This is a genomic window from Desulfosporosinus paludis, from assembly GCF_045689965.1.
GTDB classification, from domain to species: Bacteria; Bacillota; Desulfitobacteriia; order Desulfitobacteriales; family Desulfitobacteriaceae; genus Desulfosporosinus; species Desulfosporosinus paludis.
Window position 1 is genome coordinate 2,559,817 of sequence record NZ_CP144211.1, and the last position, 14,657, is coordinate 2,574,473.

The following is a 14,657-nucleotide window of genomic DNA, read 5'->3' on the forward strand; positions in this document are numbered from 1 at the left end:
GGTAAAAAGTTCTGTTAATACCTTCTGGTTAAATTCATTTATATTAGCTCCCTTCTTGTAAAATGGAGCTACACCTAATGCCAAGCCTCTATATGACTCTAATGCTTTGTGAGAAAACACAAATGGGTTATTGATGGCCCTATCACTCATAATTTAATCCTTTCATTTTCAATAGTCCCTTTACTGCATCGAGAACTAAGCATTCTTCTCCAGTTCTGTTCGGTTCTGTGGTATATTCTGAAAAGACTTCTCAGATTACCGGCCATTCCATAATAATTGTAATAACCACTTAAGGCCGAATTCATCATCGTTACTTGTTCTTTAATTGGAGAGTGTCTAATTTCACGTAAGGTTGCCTGCATCTTGATAAGATGAAGACATTAAAAATTTCCAGAATGCAGCGAAACTCTTGCCTTGCTCCGACTGGGCAATCCCGTCTTGTTTTGCAAAGATTGATTCCAATAATTCTCCTTTTCCCTGCTCCCAAGTGGCAACCCGTTCCCGCATCCCCCGGTCCAGTTCCCGAAAATTCTGTTCTACTGCCCGGAAGTCGGCCAGAATCTCTCGGGCGGTCGTCAGCGCCTGCCAAAAACGCTCCTTGATTTGCGTTTCATCCAGCAGCTCCACCTGTCCCTTCCGCACCCGGATGATCTCCTGTTCAATTTCGGCTTTACGTCGTTCGAGCTCGGCCAAGCGTAACTTTGGATCGGTTTCAGAACGCTCCACAATCTGGTTCAGGAGTTCAAATACTGTGATCAGGCGTGATTCTGTACCGATAAAAACTTGTTGCCTTAAACTCAGAAGCCACTCAATGGCTTTCTGGGCCAGGGAGGTTACATCAAAATAAGGCTCGTCCTGTCCCGGGGGATAGAATTTCCGCAGCCAACCATGTTCATCATTGGCCCAGTCATCCAGGTATTCTCGTCCTAAACGCGGAAAGAGGGAGTCATCGCGCCCCTGATTGAGCAGCTCAATAAAGCCCTCCAAGCGGCTGATCAATTCTTGCTCGGCAATCTGCCGCTTATTTTCCGCAATAAATTCTCTATAGAGGAAAGATGCCACAAAAGGAGCCTGAGATGATGTTAACAAACGCCACGCCGGATTTTTCTTGCGCAGTAACTCCAGAAACTCAAAAGACATATGTTCCGAAAACTCAGTTTTTTGCTGTGCCATCGATCGACTTTCCTCCGTTTGATTTCCTTCTCTGTTAAAATATAGATTTCGACAGCTTACATCTATTTCCTTTAAAAGCTCAACAATTTTAGACTAGTGAAGAGCATGGGTTAAAGCAGAAGATATTCACCATTTTCGATAGTGTTCTCCTGATTTATATCAATTCCTGCTTGGAGGAAGAAGGTGGGGAATATGGGGGCGCAAAAATTGAGCAAAGTGATATTGCATGCTATAATTCAGATAGATTTAACTCTGAGTTGGGAGTGATTCTATGGCATCCCTAACTAAAACAGAACAAACGGCCTTAGACAAAACAATTCAACATATACGCGATGTTTGCAGGGATAACTTAATTTCTGTGATTCTATACGGTTCTAAAGCCCGAGGGGATTCTTTGCCTGAATCCGATATCGATATTATGATTCTTGTCCGCAATCGCGATAAAGTAGACAGAGATAAACTTTATGATTTTCTATTACTTGATGATGTGGGTTATGACATAAATATTTCGCTCAATATTTATGAAGGGGAATACTTTAATCAGTTGTCAACAATGCACGTACCTTTTGTTAAAAATGTCCTTAAAGAAGGAGAAACATTGTGGACCGTATAGAAACCAAAGACTTGGCCTTTTATCGATTGCAATCTGCTAAAGAACGGTTAGCAGTTGCCGAGGATCTATTTAAACTGGAACATCACCGGGATTGTTTATCCAAGGCATACTACTCCCTCTTTCAGGCGGCTAGGGCTGCTTTGGCTACATTAGGACTTGATTCGCGGAAACATTCTGGAGTTATAAGTGGGTTTAATATTAATTTTGTGAAGACAGGAATATTTCCAAAAGAATACCGCAAAATTATCGCAAGCTCTCAGGACCTGAGATTAGCCAGTGATTATGATGATTTCTATCTCGCTAGTAAACAAGACGCTGAAAAAACTCTTAAAGATGTCCAAATGGTAATAAAAGGTGTCGAAGACTATTTAAATGTTTACTATGCCGACCTCCAATGAGCAAAGGCTTCCCTGAGAGAAATAAATCTCGGGGAAGCCTTGTTGTTATAGGCTTATTCTTCCTCCCAATTGGGATATTGTTCCAAGTCTAAAACAAGCTACCATGGAGTAAGAACCACGGCAATTCCTTAAATGCTTAAAGGTCTTGAAGAGACTTTCATAGGGAGTAATTGATTGACACCTCCAGCCATTGCCCCCACTCCCCATTGGAAAGTATCGCTCTGACCTCTTTGAGCCTGCACCTGGTAAATCTTCTATATGTTCTATCCATAGCATATGATCCGCCCTCTAAACGTGACAACCAGCACAAACTATGTCCCAAAACACGACAACATTGTAGCGTTCCAGGACATCCCCGGGAGGATTTGAGCCCAGCTGAAATTCTCGCCAATCTTAATAATTTGTTTGTTCTTTCGTTTCAGCATGAACGGGAGACTATTGAAAATCGGCTTAATTTATTGTATGACAAGTGGGTTACGATATCTGACAAGGCCTAGAAACTAGGGTTCCCTGATAAAGAAAGCTTTTATCAGGGAACCCGAAACTAATCTCTACGTAGAGTACCATTGAGAACTTATCGCGGGGTTTATTACTTTGGCGCAATACCTTCAGGCAATCGCAACCATGCGGTGGTGACGCAATGAGAGAACAGCTTAGTTGTCAGCTTGTTTATGCTTATATTTAACTGTCACTATTTCAGAGTGTCCTTATTAGTATTATCCTTTAGTGCAGTGGATAGATAAAAGTTATAGTTACTGTTTCCACTGGTCACTACAAGGCTATCTCCAGTTACAATGGCAGCATCAGTTCCTAAAGTATTGTTGTTCTTATCTTTAAAAGTCAGGCTATATGAATCAGCATTAGTTAAGCTATTTATTAAACTTGATACGGTAGTTCCTTCTGGTATTTCCATGATAGAGTTATTACCGATAAAACCAAGTGTGCTGGAAATCCCAAGTGGTTTATAGTATAAATCTTGATAAACAAGCGATTGTGCCCCTTTGAAATTATAAATATTATCGGGCATTACAATCGTACCAGGTATTTGGATATTTTTCGAAATATTTAAATTTATTGGTACGTTCCATTGGACTGGTAAGTTTACAACTCCACTTGTCGTATCAATGCGCACGATTGTGGGTAAGTTTATATTACCCTCCATTCCAGTAACAGGTACCACTATTGGTTGAGGTGGAATTATAGATAATAACAAACTTGAATTTGACGGTGTTCCAAATAGGGAACTAAGATAATAAGTATGCGTGTATAGTCCATCGGAGATTTGTAATGAATCTCCATCGCCTACGATACTATCGTAATCTAATGTTTCGTTATGTCTGTCTACGACGGTTGCAGACATTTTGTCTGTGAGGGATGTACCGTTGCATGTTAAGTTACTTATCAATCCCGGTATGAACATATTATGGATCTTGATATCAAAGGCTGTACCGTTGTATGTTAAATTACTTAAAAATTCCTCTACAGTTGTAGCTGGAGGTATATTAATTATCTTGTTATATGTGACTATACCTAGATTGCTTTGAAGTCCCGATCCGTTATAGTTTACTTTCTGAGTTACGTCTAACTTTATATTAGCAGTGTTTGAAATATTTGGAGGCAATACGGCTTTGCCGTTTAGCTGAGTCGTTGTATTTATACTTACGCCAGAATAATCAGACCACTGTACTGATGCTAACATAGTTCCTTCCGTAGTTGTAACTAAGATATTCGAGGGTAAGTTTAAATTGCTTACCATAGTAGGTTCATGTATTGTTATGTCATGAAGTGATCCCAAAGATAATAAGTTCGAGGTTGCAGTAGATGCTAGCTGATCAGCCATTATTCTATTACTTTCAGAATATAAGTAAGTATTTTTTGTGCTTGTTATGCCTGGTAACGAATCTGCAAAAACTGATGAACCAAGTGTTAAAGATAATATAAGCGCAAGAGCTGTTGACATACAAAGTTTCATTTTCTTCATTTAAAATATCCTCCTTTGAAAAACGAATAACTGTCTTAAGTAAAAATTTTAGTTAATAGCTCGTATCACTGCAAACACTTTCTATTAGCTGAATTCTTCATCGTTCTGTAAAACCCTGCCAATAACCGGCCCTTTTTACAATATTCTTTACACTATACATTATCAGCACGGGCCTTCTGTTTGAGGCTATTTTGCATAGCATATCTTGAATAGGTTGTTTGGCTTTATAATATGCGAAAAAAGCATAATTAAGCAAGTGTAACTCGCTAAAGAGGTAAATATGCAACTCTATCGTCACTGTATAAACAACTATTACAAACTCAAATGATTAGACAACAAACCTTCACGATTAATTCCTTATCCTGGAAAATTTAAAGGTTGTCACTATTTTGATCTGATGCTATATTTAGGGTAGCCAAACACTATATGAAAGGGTGAAGAAATTATGGACTATCAGAACGAAGGTAAGATTAATGACTACCGTGTTAATTTCCATAATAGCGGCAAGATCATCAGCATTGAAGTAACCTGCTGCGGCAAGCATATCGGGGAAATGCCCTTCAAAGACGGTGAAAATAAACAATGTTTGGTTTGCGAGACGCTGCATACTTTAAAGCTGCAGCACAATCACTTTCATATCCGCCAATCCCGGCCGAAGACAATTGAAACTGAAACTCTATAACCAGGCAAGCAAGAATAATTGGAAATGTTAAATAGCCCCCACCTATGGTTCGATAGATATGGGATACGCCACCCCACCAAATAGCTTTCGCTAAGTAAGACCTCCGCAAAGGGGTCTTTTTTCATGCCGGCAAGAACTCCCCAATAATGATTTATAAATAAAGAACTTCTGTTTATCTCTAAACCCAAAATGGGTCCCCCACTATACGCCTACGCCTTCACCTTTTCTTAATATTGCCTTTTCTGCTTTCACTACTTTGAATTTCACCGATACCAACTATCTTAGCGACTTTGGAATTTTTGCGTTCGCAATCAGTTACTTTGATCTCTGCAGTTTGGTCATTGTCAATGGCGCCAACCATCATAGGAAATGGAGTTCAATCCTACCAGATAGTCGATGCTGGCTTTATGGAATTCAGCAAGCTTAAAAAGCACGGTTCCAGGAATATCCGGGACACCGCTTTCATTTGCTTCAATTTAAGTTATGGATGGTTTTTTCAAAGTAATGTATAATGAAAATGGCAAACGCACGTTCGATGGTCAAGCTTAATTTAGTATGCTAGCCCCGGTTAAACAAACCTATTATTGAATTAGTTGAAGAAAGTGGTGACTAACAGGATGAGCGACATCTTGGCGGGACTTAATGAACAGCAGCGACAGGCAGTAACTGCCACAGAAGGCTTCATTCGCGTGATTGCGGGTGCGGGGTCGGGTAAGACCCGCGCGCTGTCGCATCGGTTTGCCTATCTGGTCAATGAGATTGGCATTATGCCCTCCAACATCCTCTGCGTCACATTTACCAATAAATCCGCCCAGGAGATGAAGCATCGCATTCGCCGTCTTTGCGGCGACAACGATACCGGCTATATCAGTACTTTTCACAGCTTCTGTGTGACTGTTTTGCAGGAAGACATCAACGCTGTCCACTATCCGAAAAGCTTTCTCGTTCTTGACAATTCCGATATCAACGACATGCTGAAGATCATTTATGAAGAACGGGGCCTCACGCTGCGGCATATGACCTTCGCTAAAGCGAGAGACATGATCGAAGTCCGCAAGCTGTTTAAAGATCCGGATTACTACAAATTTATGGTCTCTCTTTCCCTTGAAGAGCTGCATCTCAAGTATCTGAATGCCGCAGAAGCAGAGGACATCATCTTCTGGGGATACCTGTATCAGGAAAAGAAATGTTTCGGCCTCGACTACAACGACCTGATTAAATATGTACTCCACATCTTCAGCGTGGACGCAGGGATCCGCCTGAAGTGGCAGCAGCGGCTGGAATATATCATGATCGACGAGTATCAAGATATTGACGAGCTGCAGTACCGGCTGATGAAGGTGCTGTGTGCTCATCACAAGAACCTTTTTATCGTCGGCGACCCGGATCAGACGATCTACACCTGGCGCGGTGCCAAGCTGAAATATTTACTGGAATTTGACCAAAAATTCCCCCAGGTCCGCACCATCATGATGATGGAGAATTATCGCTCAACACCGCAGATTCTCGCCGCAGCGAATTCATTAATCGCAAACAACAAAAACCGCATCAGCAAGGTCTTGCTTCCTATGCTGCCGAACGGGGTTCCGGTTGTTTACCATCATGCCAAAACAGCGGAGGAGGAAGCCAGATGGATAACGCTTCAAATCAACGAACTGGTTGCTCAAGGCGTAAAGCTGAGTGACGTGACCATCCTCTATCGCGCCCATTTCATCTCCCGTACCCTGGAGGAGGTATTTCTGAAAGAAAAACTTCCCTACACCATCTACAGTGGTGTACAATTTTTTGGCCGGATGGAAATCAAGGATACTCTCTCGTATCTCCGGCTCATTGTCTATAAAGACGACCTGTCCTTCCTGCGGGTAGCTAACGTGCCGAAACGCAATATCGGCCTGCGGCGTATGAAGTTTTTAAAAGACTATGCCGCCCAAAATCAATGCTCCTTGTACAGCGCTCTCGAAAGAACCATCGACCAGGAAATTTTCAAGGGCACGAAGGCCAAGGGGTTTCTCGATTTAATCGAGGGTTTTTCCGCAGGTTATCAGACTATACCGATTTCCGACTTGTTCAATTCGCTCCTTGACCAAAGCGGCTATGAGGCAATGCTCCGGACGGAAGGAAGTCAGGAGCGGCTGGACAATTTGGCAGAACTCAAGCAATCGGTTTATGAATACGAGACCATAAGCGGTGAGGAAAACACCTTAGAAAACTATTTGTCTCATATTGGGCTGCTGACAAATACTGATGCAGCTGCTAACAAAAACACGGTTAAACTGATGACCGTACATACGGCAAAGGGCCTGGAGTTTCCTTATGTATTTCTTTGCGGTCTTGAGGAAGGCGTATTCCCCTCCAAAAAGACCGCGACGCTTGAAGCCATGGAAGAAGAGCGGCGGTTGGCCTTTGTCGCCTTCACCCGTGCGGAAAAAGCTTTGTACCTGACTGATGCGGAGGGACGAAACTTGGACGGCTCCTACCGCTATCCCTCCCGTTTCATTTTCAATGTAGACAAGGAGCTGCTTGTTTACACAGCAGAACTTGATGAAAGTCTGGTCAAGGAATCAAATTGGCATATCGGCAGCAGCGAAAAACTAATAGAGGCGAAGTCTTCTGAGTTTCCTTTCCAACCCGGCGACCGTATCGTGCACAGCATCATGGGGGCTGGCGAAGTCATGGGAATCAACCGTGAAAAAGCTGCCTACTTAATTAAATTTGATGGCCTTGGGACGGTGAGGAGCATAAGCCTGAGAGCCAAAATCGAAGCGGAAAACGGCAGAAAATAACAAAAGAGCAACACTTTTTCACCATTGGCTGGTTACTCTCTCCTTTGTTTTGTGCTATGTCCTTATGATCAGAACGACTATTATTTTTTATTATTGCCGCAATATCGGATAAGCTAATTACGAAAAGCTGTCTTGCGTATCCCTTTTTGAATTAGACGTAAAATCACACGAAAAGCAATCACTTCAATAGCAACTTAGCTTCAATTATCCTTACTATTTGTATGCTTTATGGGTATGAATTGGTTTGAACTTTATTATGATGCAAAAATCTCCATAACAAAAAACTATTTGACAAATACATATTTTAAATATGACATAAGCCCAGGTATTGTGTTATTCTATACCTAAAGAACAATAACACTAAGGGGGGATTTCAAATGCTATCAGGAATTTTGGGCATTATTGTAATGATTGCTATCTATGGAGTTGTTTTTATAGATTATAGGCAACAGTCAGCCTTGAAAACTATAGATGTAAAATATCCATTAAATAGAAAAAGAGTATTTAGGTTGAATAACCATACTGCCTAAGAGGTGAAACTATGAATATGACTAAATCAAGCTAATGTGTTTAAATAAACACCATTAGCTTTTTATTTTTGGGAATCCCGGCCTTATTTTACTTTCAGGTCCTTAAGTACACCTTTGCTTCATCGCTGATCCGGGAGCTCTCGATCATTTTTTATACAGCGGAGGAGAAAGCCCGATGGATTGCGCTTCAAATCCAGAAGCCGGAAACGACAGGGTATGAAATCACACCGAATTCATAATCGATCAGTAATCGGATAAACCTCTGGCTTTCAGTTTTTCGACAATATCATTGACGGTAACCACATCTGCAAACTCGTCATCAGTAATGGTTATCTCGAATTCATCCTCCAGATCTCCAATAATCATGGACATATCTAACGAATCTACAAATAAGTCTTCCCGCAAACGGCTCTCCAGGGTTATCTTTCTTTTCTTCTTTTGTAAAATATGATTTAAAGTGAATAGTACTCTGTCTTCCATTTTTTTCACACACCTTCCCTCAACGTTTACGTAACAATGTTTTGGCTGGTTCAAATTCTAATCCGCTTTTTAAAACCAAATAAGCTATGGTATGATTTTACAACAGAGGTGTTATTTTTGGAAGAAAGACCATTAGAATTCGAGTTTGAACGTTGGGAACGTATTGATAGTGACTTAATTTTCAGATCCAACACCGTAAGCCCCGGTACTCTGGCCCTATGCCAATCAGGCCTGCTGATACCCCTCCAGGAAATCCCCCAGGCGCTCACAGGCAATTTTTAATTCATCGAGTTTTGGCAAATATACGATACGGAAATGGTCCGGCAATTGCCAGTTGAATCCCCGCCCATGGACCATGAGGATATGTTTTTCATGAAGAAAGTCCAGGATAAATTTTTCATCATCCTTGATATTGAACCGCTTGGTATCGATCCGGGGAAAGACATAGAAGGCCGCTTTAGGCTTAAACACCTGCAGACCCGGAATATTATTTAAGGTATTGACGATATATTCGCGCTGCTCATAGATCCGTCCTCCGGGCAAAAGGGTCTCGTCGCATTTATGGATGTCCGCAAGGGCTGTTTTAATGACGTACTGGGATTGTACATTTGAACACAACCGCATGGATGAGAGAATGTTTAACCCATCAATATAGCCGCGCGCCTGTGACTTGTCTCCGCTTAAGCACATCCAGCCGCAGCGGAATCCGGCGATCTTGTGGGATTTGGAAAGGCCGTTCAATGTTACAATAAATAAATCGGGAGCTAAAGAGGCGATGGATGTGTGCTGATTGCCACCCATCACAAGACGGTCATATATTTCGTCAGAGAAAATAATCAGACTGTGCTGCCGGGCAAGTTCCACGATCTGCTCCAATAATTCGGTTGAATATAATGCGCCGGTCGGATTGTTGGGATTTATAATAACGATGCCCTTCGTCTTTGAGGTTATTTTTCTGCGTATATCCTGGATATCCGGATACCATTCGGACTGTTCATCACAGATGTAATGGACAGCTTTTCCGCCCGCCAGGGTGACGGCCGCCGTCCACAGCGGATAATCGGGCGAGGGAAGAAGAATCTCATCTCCGTTGTCGAGAAGTCCCTGCATGGCCATAATGATTAACTCACTGACACCATTGCCGGTATAGACATCGTTGACTCCGACTTGCGGTATTTTCTTGAATTCACAGTAATCGACGATGGCTTCACGGGCTGAGAGAATACCCTTGGAGTCTGAATATCCTTCCGCCTTGTGCAGATTTTCCGTCATCTTGTGAAGGATCTCGTGAGGGGCCTCAAATCCAAAGGGAGCGGGGTTGCCGATATTTAAACTCAAAATATCCATACCTTGACTGCGCATGCGCTCTGCTTCCTCAAGCACAGGCCCGCGCACATCATAACAGACATAATCCAGCTTCTTTGACATAGTAAATGTTCTCATTAAAAATCACCGCTTTCCAAAATTCTCGCCATCTGCTTAACGGGTGGCCTTTTTATTGATTAATGTAAAAACTTAAACAACTTTTTGATCTAACAGCAAGGTGGCTTTGATCAGCTGCCCTCAAGAGGCTTACGGCTAAAGGCTAAAGCACAAAGTAAAAGCCCTAAGCTGATTCAATCAGCTTAGGGCGAATTGGCAAATCCGTGTTACCACCTAAATTCAGAGGTTACTCTGCTCTCTGCCGGCACAAAATGCCGCTTCCGTTATAACGGTTGGAACTCCGGTAAAGCTTACTGGACAGATATCACATTCAGCTATACAGCTCAGAAATGGCTTCCCTGTTTTCTTCACGAAGATTTTCACCAGCCATCTTCTCTCTGCCATCTGAAAACACGTACTCTTTTTCTTCATTGCTTTAATGTTTTAATTTTTGCCATTGTAGTTTATTCCTGTAAAAAAGTCAATAACTTTTTACAGGCGGCCAACAGGCTGCCGGAAGACTAGTTTGCCAGGAGGCGGATTAAACCTTTGGTGAATCTATCCTGCAGGAAGATGGGTATTAAATTTCTAAACTCTTATTCTGCAAAGTTTTAATGTATTCATTGCCCCAAATTGCCAATTCAGCCAAGACTTTTTTAAACTTTATACCGATATCGCTTAAAGAGTATTCGACCTTGGGCGGGACCTGCGGATAAACCTTTCTTTCAATCATTCCATTCTCCTCCAAAGCGCGTAACTGTTTGGTCAGCGCTGACTGGGTCAAGTCCGGCAGTTGCCGCTGCAATTCTCCAAAGCGCATGGTCTTTTTTCCAAGATGGTAAAGAATAAGGATTGACCATTTACCGGAAAGAACCTTCTGAGCCGTTGTATAAGGGCATTTCCCAAATAAATCGTTCTCCGCCATAAGTGCCTCCTTGTAGTATCTTTCTGGATACTATGTATATTAAATAATCGTACTTGTTATTTCAAGACTTTTATTATAAATTTAGTGTATAAACTTTAAGGAGGTTTCCCATGCAAGAAGTTTTCGATTTTTTAAAAAAGTGCCAGACTTATTACTTAGCAACCGTTGACGGAGATCAGCCGCGAGTCCGCCCTTTCGGAACCGTCAATATTTTTGAAGGTAAACTTTACATTCAGACCGGTAAGTCAAAGAACGTTTTCCAACAAATGAAAGCAAATCCCAAAATTGAACTTTGCGCTTTCAATGGGCAAGAGTGGATTCGTGTTCAGGCCGTTGCTGTAGAGGATGACCGTGTTGAAGCAAAGCAAAGCATGCTTGATAGTTATCCTTCACTTCAGGCCCGTTATTCCGCAACCGACGAAAACACCCAGGTCTTGTATTTGAAGGATGCAACAGCTACGATAGCTTCCTTTACAGGTGAACCTAAAATAATCAAGTTCTGATTAATGATTCTGAAGATCCGGAACATGACAAGCCGCCGTTTCGCAGCAGCCAGCTTTTCGCTGGGCACTGCCGCTAACGGCGGCTTAACTTCGCTTTTAACCTCTTAATTGTTCAATTTTCCATTTGCATTTCCAAACTACATTTAAGATTGCCAAAGAAAATGCCCCCAGTAATAAGGCCAATACTCCGAACAGGGAATTACCCGTGCGAATTGTTACTGCAAGTTCCATCAAGAAACAAACGGCCTCAATAACCAGAAATAGTTTAAAGAAATTTATGTTTGGGATCATCTATATTCTTTTTTAAGAGATATAAAGAAATAAAAAAAATACGATATTTTATATTTTTCTTGTTGTTAATAGCATTGTCTTTAATTCTTATTCAGGTTGCAATGAAGATGAAATTACCTATTACAGGTTAACCAAAAAATATCCCTCTGTTTCCAGTGGGAATGGGAGAGTTGAAAAATATCTTATTTAATAAACAGCGTCTTAATATTCGTAAACAAAGTAAACCGGGAAAGCGAATAATATTCTCTTTCCCGCAATGCGTTCTAACTACCAGTAGATTCCACCTGACTTAAATCATTTTCCATGCTAGGCTTCTTTTATGTTGTCCATAGTAAGGGGTGGAATTTATGTTCATCAGTCCCATGCTGCTTCGCAAGGCCGAAAGCCCTTTTGATGATGATAATTGGTTGAGTGAATTGAAGCTTGATTTCATTCGTTTTCTCTATTCAACCATGGAGAAGACGAGGTTTTTCTCAAGACATAACCATGAGGTAACGGATCGCTTCCCGGAGTTGTTGGATCATCCAGTCCCTCTAGGAACGATATTGGACGGTGAAATCGTTAGACCTGGTGAAGATGGGCATTCAAGTATTTGAGGATGTTCTTGATTTACACGAGGGACGACAGAATACACCGACTGTTTTTACCGCATAGAAGAGTTGCCCGTCATAACTCTCGTCACAGTTTACTACAGCTTGCCACATTTCATCATCTGAGAATCGCATTGCCCATCACCTCCCGATAACTCTCTTTACCTTTATGTTTCTAAGCATTCTTGCTATTTTCGACATTAGTATAGCACTATGAACTCAGAAAATCTTACTCGTTTTTAAGATGTAATTCATTGTCCCCAGAGTTTACTTTCATGATCTTCACAAATACAAAGGTGTTGTTATCCGACAATTCATCCTTATACACGAAACCAAGTCTATTAAACCCTTTGATTTCATCCAAATCTTCAACAGCGTTTTCTGCCATGAAACGCACCATTTCACCGCGAGCCATTTTCACATAAACTCCTTTTTCAATAACTTTACCGCCGATCAGCTCGCCGAACCTGCAGGTAACATAATTGATGTCAGCAGTCAAGTATTTCTCAACAGTTTTACTGTATTCAGCCGACGCAAGATTCAAAATAGTGGTATCATCCTGAGTTAAGTCCCGATAGATATCATCTTTCCAATAGTCATATAGATTATGACAGAAAGCCGTTTTCAACTTTGCCTGCATTTCCAATCGATAGGGTACAACTCCATCGAAGGGTTTCAATATCCCATAAAATCCAGATAAAATCCGCAGATGATCTTCTATGTAGTCAAAATAGTCGTACTCAAATACCTGCGGTGCCATATACTTGTACTGAATGCCATCGTAGGATAAAATAGCTGGATTTGTGCATCTGCACAAATCCATTTTTTGATAGCGTTCATAGTTCAGCCTTGCAATCTCATCGTTACAGCAAAGCAGTTTTTTAAGTTCCTCGTACGTTAGGCTTTGCAGATATTCTTTCAGCTTTCGGGTTTTTTCAAGGTATACCGGGGCATTGCGAGACGGAAGAAAATCCGCGTCCATATTCATTTTCTTCGCCGGAGAGATTATGATTCTCAATGAATTTTTCATCCTTTATTATTCGTCCTTAAGTTATCTGGTTATTCGTCAAAGACCACCCTAAACCTCCTTATTTCTTTCTCGCCTTTTTTATATACCTTCTGTTTCCACCAACACAAATCAATATCGAGATTTAATTTTGATGCTTCGAAATTGATATTTTCCATTATGCTATCATGAAAATGAAACCTATTAAAAAACTCGTTTGCGGTCATCCCTTTACTCCATCCTACTTTATGTTACTACCAATATGTAATCTATGAAAATCAGGTGGAGCGGCATTTTACTGATAGTTTTATGGATTTTGCGAAGTTCAGCTAGCAGGAAAATACTGTCACAAACTAAGAATTAGCAGAAGTTGGATAAAAGGTGTGAATGTCTAAAACAGTAAATAATTCTATCCTTCTATAGAATTAGGATACCTTCCTAAACCTCGACCGAGGTTTAATCATGGTTACAACTTCATGTATCTTCGACTCCACGGGCTTCCTGAATAGCTTCAAGACCCTCTTTAACAACAAAGTATGTTAACCCAAATGATATGATTGAATCAATCCACCACCAACCAAACAAAGCAGTCAACGCTCACCGATTAGAACAATTATGGCCATATACGCACAAACGATGCTACAAGAGCCGTCTGCCTTCAGTGCATTACTATAATTTCTCTACATATTCGTTTCTTGGCTTTTGATAGATAAACCATTATGATGGTTGAACAAATTGCTAATCCAATTCCCATTGGGCTAGATTCCCCCGGCTCCTCGACTACCTTTCGTTCAACCCCGGCTCTCGGCGGATCAAGTACAATAACATTAGGCTTTTCACCTTGACCAAGCTCATTAATCTTATCTTAGGATATTCCATCATTTAGGTATCATAATTTTAACGGATACGGAATAAAAATATAAGCTGTTAGAAAAAGGAAGGAGTGTTTTCCTTCCTTTAAAATATTATTCAGGTATTTAGAAGAAGTCCCTCCTAAAGAAGAACGGAAAAAGGAGTGAAAAGAACAATAACTCCTCAATTTCAAAATAGGCGACCAAAACGGTTCCCCATGAAAGGCATTCCCATGAAAGGCGTCCCCATGGAAGGCATCCCCATAAAAGGCATCCCCATAAAAGGCATCCCCATAAAAGGCATCCCCATGAACATTTGGCTCACCTCCTTTTCTTAAGCTAGTATAGTATATGCTTATCTTGGACAATGTGTTCGAGTTTAGCTGAAGAATGGTATACCTAGTAAGTACTTTCTGCTTTAGATGGTAT

General features: G+C 41.1%; 18 protein-coding genes and 1 other annotated feature. Of the genes, 7 read left to right on the top strand and 11 right to left on the bottom strand.

Annotated elements, in window-relative coordinates; all coding sequences use genetic code 11:
• Positions 1–342 precede the first annotated feature (342 nt).
• Positions 343–1,173 (bottom strand): DUF3375 domain-containing protein, encoded by an 831-nt coding sequence (locus tag VZF35_RS12880; RefSeq protein ID WP_407314146.1) that lies wholly within the window; start codon positions 1,171–1,173, stop codon positions 343–345.
• Between the two features lie 271 nt (positions 1,174–1,444).
• Between VZF35_RS12880 and VZF35_RS12885 the strand changes: the two genes are divergently transcribed.
• Together VZF35_RS12885 and VZF35_RS12890 are read left to right on the top strand one after the other, a co-directional pair.
• Positions 1,445–1,786 (top strand): nucleotidyltransferase domain-containing protein, encoded by a 342-nt coding sequence (locus VZF35_RS12885; RefSeq protein ID WP_407314148.1) that lies wholly within the window; start codon positions 1,445–1,447, stop codon positions 1,784–1,786.
• Positions 1,774–2,184, top strand: a complete 411-nt coding sequence (locus tag VZF35_RS12890) for a HEPN domain-containing protein (protein ID WP_407314150.1) — start codon at positions 1,774–1,776, stop codon at positions 2,182–2,184. Before VZF35_RS12885 ends, VZF35_RS12890 begins: the two co-directional genes overlap by 13 nt.
• Before the next feature lie 157 nt (positions 2,185–2,341).
• Here the strand turns inward: VZF35_RS12890 and VZF35_RS12895 are convergent, their stop codons facing one another.
• Complete coding sequence (locus VZF35_RS12895; RefSeq protein ID WP_407314152.1) at positions 2,342–2,455, bottom strand: DUF3102 domain-containing protein; 114 nt, start codon at positions 2,453–2,455, stop codon at positions 2,342–2,344.
• A gap of 420 nt (positions 2,456–2,875) precedes the next feature.
• The gene (locus VZF35_RS12900) at positions 2,876–4,165 is read right to left on the bottom strand and encodes a hypothetical protein (protein ID WP_407314154.1); all 1,290 of its coding nucleotides are present in this window, start codon (positions 4,163–4,165) and stop codon (positions 2,876–2,878) included.
• Between the two features lie 445 nt (positions 4,166–4,610).
• Here VZF35_RS12900 and VZF35_RS12905 point away from each other — a divergent pair, with 445 nt between their 5' ends.
• Complete coding sequence (locus VZF35_RS12905) at positions 4,611–4,847, top strand: hypothetical protein (RefSeq protein ID WP_407314156.1); 237 nt, start codon at positions 4,611–4,613, stop codon at positions 4,845–4,847.
• A 217-nt stretch (positions 4,848–5,064) separates the two neighbouring features.
• Here VZF35_RS12905 and VZF35_RS12910 read toward each other — a convergent pair whose 3' ends face one another.
• Entirely contained in the window at positions 5,065–5,211 is a 147-nt protein-coding gene (locus tag VZF35_RS12910) for a hypothetical protein (protein ID WP_407314158.1), read from the bottom strand.
• 253 nt (positions 5,212–5,464) lie between these two features.
• Between VZF35_RS12910 and VZF35_RS12915 the strand changes: the two genes are divergently transcribed.
• Both VZF35_RS12915 and VZF35_RS12920 read left to right on the top strand, forming a co-directional pair.
• Positions 5,465–7,630, top strand: a complete 2,166-nt coding sequence (locus tag VZF35_RS12915; protein WP_407314160.1) for an ATP-dependent helicase — start codon at positions 5,465–5,467, stop codon at positions 7,628–7,630.
• Positions 7,631–8,007: 377 nt separating this feature from the next.
• A complete protein-coding gene (locus VZF35_RS12920) occupies positions 8,008–8,160 on the top strand; it encodes a hypothetical protein (RefSeq protein ID WP_407314162.1) in 153 nt (50 codons plus the stop codon).
• Positions 8,161–8,403: 243 nt separating this feature from the next.
• Here VZF35_RS12920 and VZF35_RS12925 read toward each other — a convergent pair whose 3' ends face one another.
• The 3 genes from VZF35_RS12925 to VZF35_RS12935 form a co-directional block, all read right to left on the bottom strand.
• Positions 8,404–8,640 (bottom strand): phosphopantetheine-binding protein, encoded by a 237-nt coding sequence (locus tag VZF35_RS12925; RefSeq protein WP_088224698.1) that lies wholly within the window; start codon positions 8,638–8,640, stop codon positions 8,404–8,406.
• Between the two features lie 225 nt (positions 8,641–8,865).
• On the bottom strand, positions 8,866–10,083 hold the full coding sequence (locus tag VZF35_RS12930; protein ID WP_407314164.1) for an aminotransferase class I/II-fold pyridoxal phosphate-dependent enzyme: 1,218 nt from the start codon (positions 10,081–10,083) through the stop codon (positions 8,866–8,868).
• Between the two features lie 180 nt (positions 10,084–10,263).
• Positions 10,264–10,503: a binding site (T-box leader), on the bottom strand.
• A 139-nt stretch (positions 10,504–10,642) separates the two neighbouring features.
• Positions 10,643–10,987, bottom strand: coding sequence for a winged helix-turn-helix transcriptional regulator (locus VZF35_RS12935; RefSeq protein ID WP_407314166.1), 345 nt, complete (start codon positions 10,985–10,987; stop codon positions 10,643–10,645).
• Positions 10,988–11,097: 110 nt separating this feature from the next.
• Here VZF35_RS12935 and VZF35_RS12940 point away from each other — a divergent pair, with 110 nt between their 5' ends.
• Entirely contained in the window at positions 11,098–11,490 is a 393-nt protein-coding gene (locus VZF35_RS12940; RefSeq protein WP_407314167.1) for a pyridoxamine 5'-phosphate oxidase family protein, read from the top strand.
• A 96-nt stretch (positions 11,491–11,586) separates the two neighbouring features.
• Here the strand turns inward: VZF35_RS12940 and VZF35_RS12945 are convergent, their stop codons facing one another.
• The gene (locus VZF35_RS12945; RefSeq protein WP_407314169.1) at positions 11,587–11,781 is read right to left on the bottom strand and encodes a hypothetical protein; all 195 of its coding nucleotides are present in this window, start codon (positions 11,779–11,781) and stop codon (positions 11,587–11,589) included.
• Between the two features lie 347 nt (positions 11,782–12,128).
• On the opposite strand from VZF35_RS12945, the gene VZF35_RS12950 reads away from it, so the two are divergent.
• On the top strand, positions 12,129–12,377 hold the full coding sequence (locus VZF35_RS12950; protein ID WP_407314171.1) for a hypothetical protein: 249 nt from the start codon (positions 12,129–12,131) through the stop codon (positions 12,375–12,377).
• Here the strand turns inward: VZF35_RS12950 and VZF35_RS12955 are convergent.
• The 3 genes from VZF35_RS12955 to VZF35_RS12965 form a co-directional block, all read right to left on the bottom strand.
• Entirely contained in the window at positions 12,366–12,506 is a 141-nt protein-coding gene (locus tag VZF35_RS12955) for an Ada metal-binding domain-containing protein (RefSeq protein WP_407314173.1), read from the bottom strand. The two genes, VZF35_RS12950 and VZF35_RS12955, sit on opposite strands and share 12 nt — an antisense overlap.
• Positions 12,507–12,600: 94 nt before the next feature.
• Entirely contained in the window at positions 12,601–13,389 is a 789-nt protein-coding gene (gene yaaA / locus VZF35_RS12960; RefSeq protein ID WP_407314175.1) for a peroxide stress protein YaaA, read from the bottom strand.
• Between the two features lie 1,029 nt (positions 13,390–14,418).
• Entirely contained in the window at positions 14,419–14,544 is a 126-nt protein-coding gene (locus VZF35_RS12965; protein WP_407314177.1) for a hypothetical protein, read from the bottom strand.
• Positions 14,545–14,657: the final 113 nt, after the last annotated feature.

Excerpts from the sequence above, each read along its gene's own strand:
- VZF35_RS12880 (WP_407314146.1), bottom strand. The coding sequence starts at position 1,173 with ATGGCACAGCAAAAAACTGAGTTTTCGGAACATATGTCTTTTGAGTTT.
- VZF35_RS12885 (WP_407314148.1), top strand. The coding sequence starts at position 1,445 with ATGGCATCCCTAACTAAAACAGAACAAACGGCCTTAGACAAAACAATT.
- VZF35_RS12895 (WP_407314152.1), bottom strand. The coding sequence starts at position 2,455 with ATGGATAGAACATATAGAAGATTTACCAGGTGCAGGCTCAAAGAGGTC.
- VZF35_RS12900 (WP_407314154.1), bottom strand. The coding sequence starts at position 4,165 with ATGAAGAAAATGAAACTTTGTATGTCAACAGCTCTTGCGCTTATATTA.
- VZF35_RS12905 (WP_407314156.1), top strand. The coding sequence starts at position 4,611 with ATGGACTATCAGAACGAAGGTAAGATTAATGACTACCGTGTTAATTTC.
- VZF35_RS12910 (WP_407314158.1), bottom strand. The coding sequence starts at position 5,211 with ATGATGGTTGGCGCCATTGACAATGACCAAACTGCAGAGATCAAAGTA.
- VZF35_RS12915 (WP_407314160.1), top strand. The coding sequence starts at position 5,465 with ATGAGCGACATCTTGGCGGGACTTAATGAACAGCAGCGACAGGCAGTA.
- VZF35_RS12920 (WP_407314162.1), top strand. The coding sequence starts at position 8,008 with ATGCTATCAGGAATTTTGGGCATTATTGTAATGATTGCTATCTATGGA.
- VZF35_RS12925 (WP_088224698.1), bottom strand. The coding sequence starts at position 8,640 with ATGGAAGACAGAGTACTATTCACTTTAAATCATATTTTACAAAAGAAG.
- VZF35_RS12930 (WP_407314164.1), bottom strand. The coding sequence starts at position 10,083 with ATGAGAACATTTACTATGTCAAAGAAGCTGGATTATGTCTGTTATGAT.
- VZF35_RS12935 (WP_407314166.1), bottom strand. The coding sequence starts at position 10,987 with ATGGCGGAGAACGATTTATTTGGGAAATGCCCTTATACAACGGCTCAG.
- VZF35_RS12940 (WP_407314167.1), top strand. The coding sequence starts at position 11,098 with ATGCAAGAAGTTTTCGATTTTTTAAAAAAGTGCCAGACTTATTACTTA.
- VZF35_RS12945 (WP_407314169.1), bottom strand. The coding sequence starts at position 11,781 with ATGATCCCAAACATAAATTTCTTTAAACTATTTCTGGTTATTGAGGCC.
- VZF35_RS12950 (WP_407314171.1), top strand. The coding sequence starts at position 12,129 with ATGTTCATCAGTCCCATGCTGCTTCGCAAGGCCGAAAGCCCTTTTGAT.
- VZF35_RS12955 (WP_407314173.1), bottom strand. The coding sequence starts at position 12,506 with ATGCGATTCTCAGATGATGAAATGTGGCAAGCTGTAGTAAACTGTGAC.
- VZF35_RS12965 (WP_407314177.1), bottom strand. The coding sequence starts at position 14,544 with ATGTTCATGGGGATGCCTTTTATGGGGATGCCTTTTATGGGGATGCCT.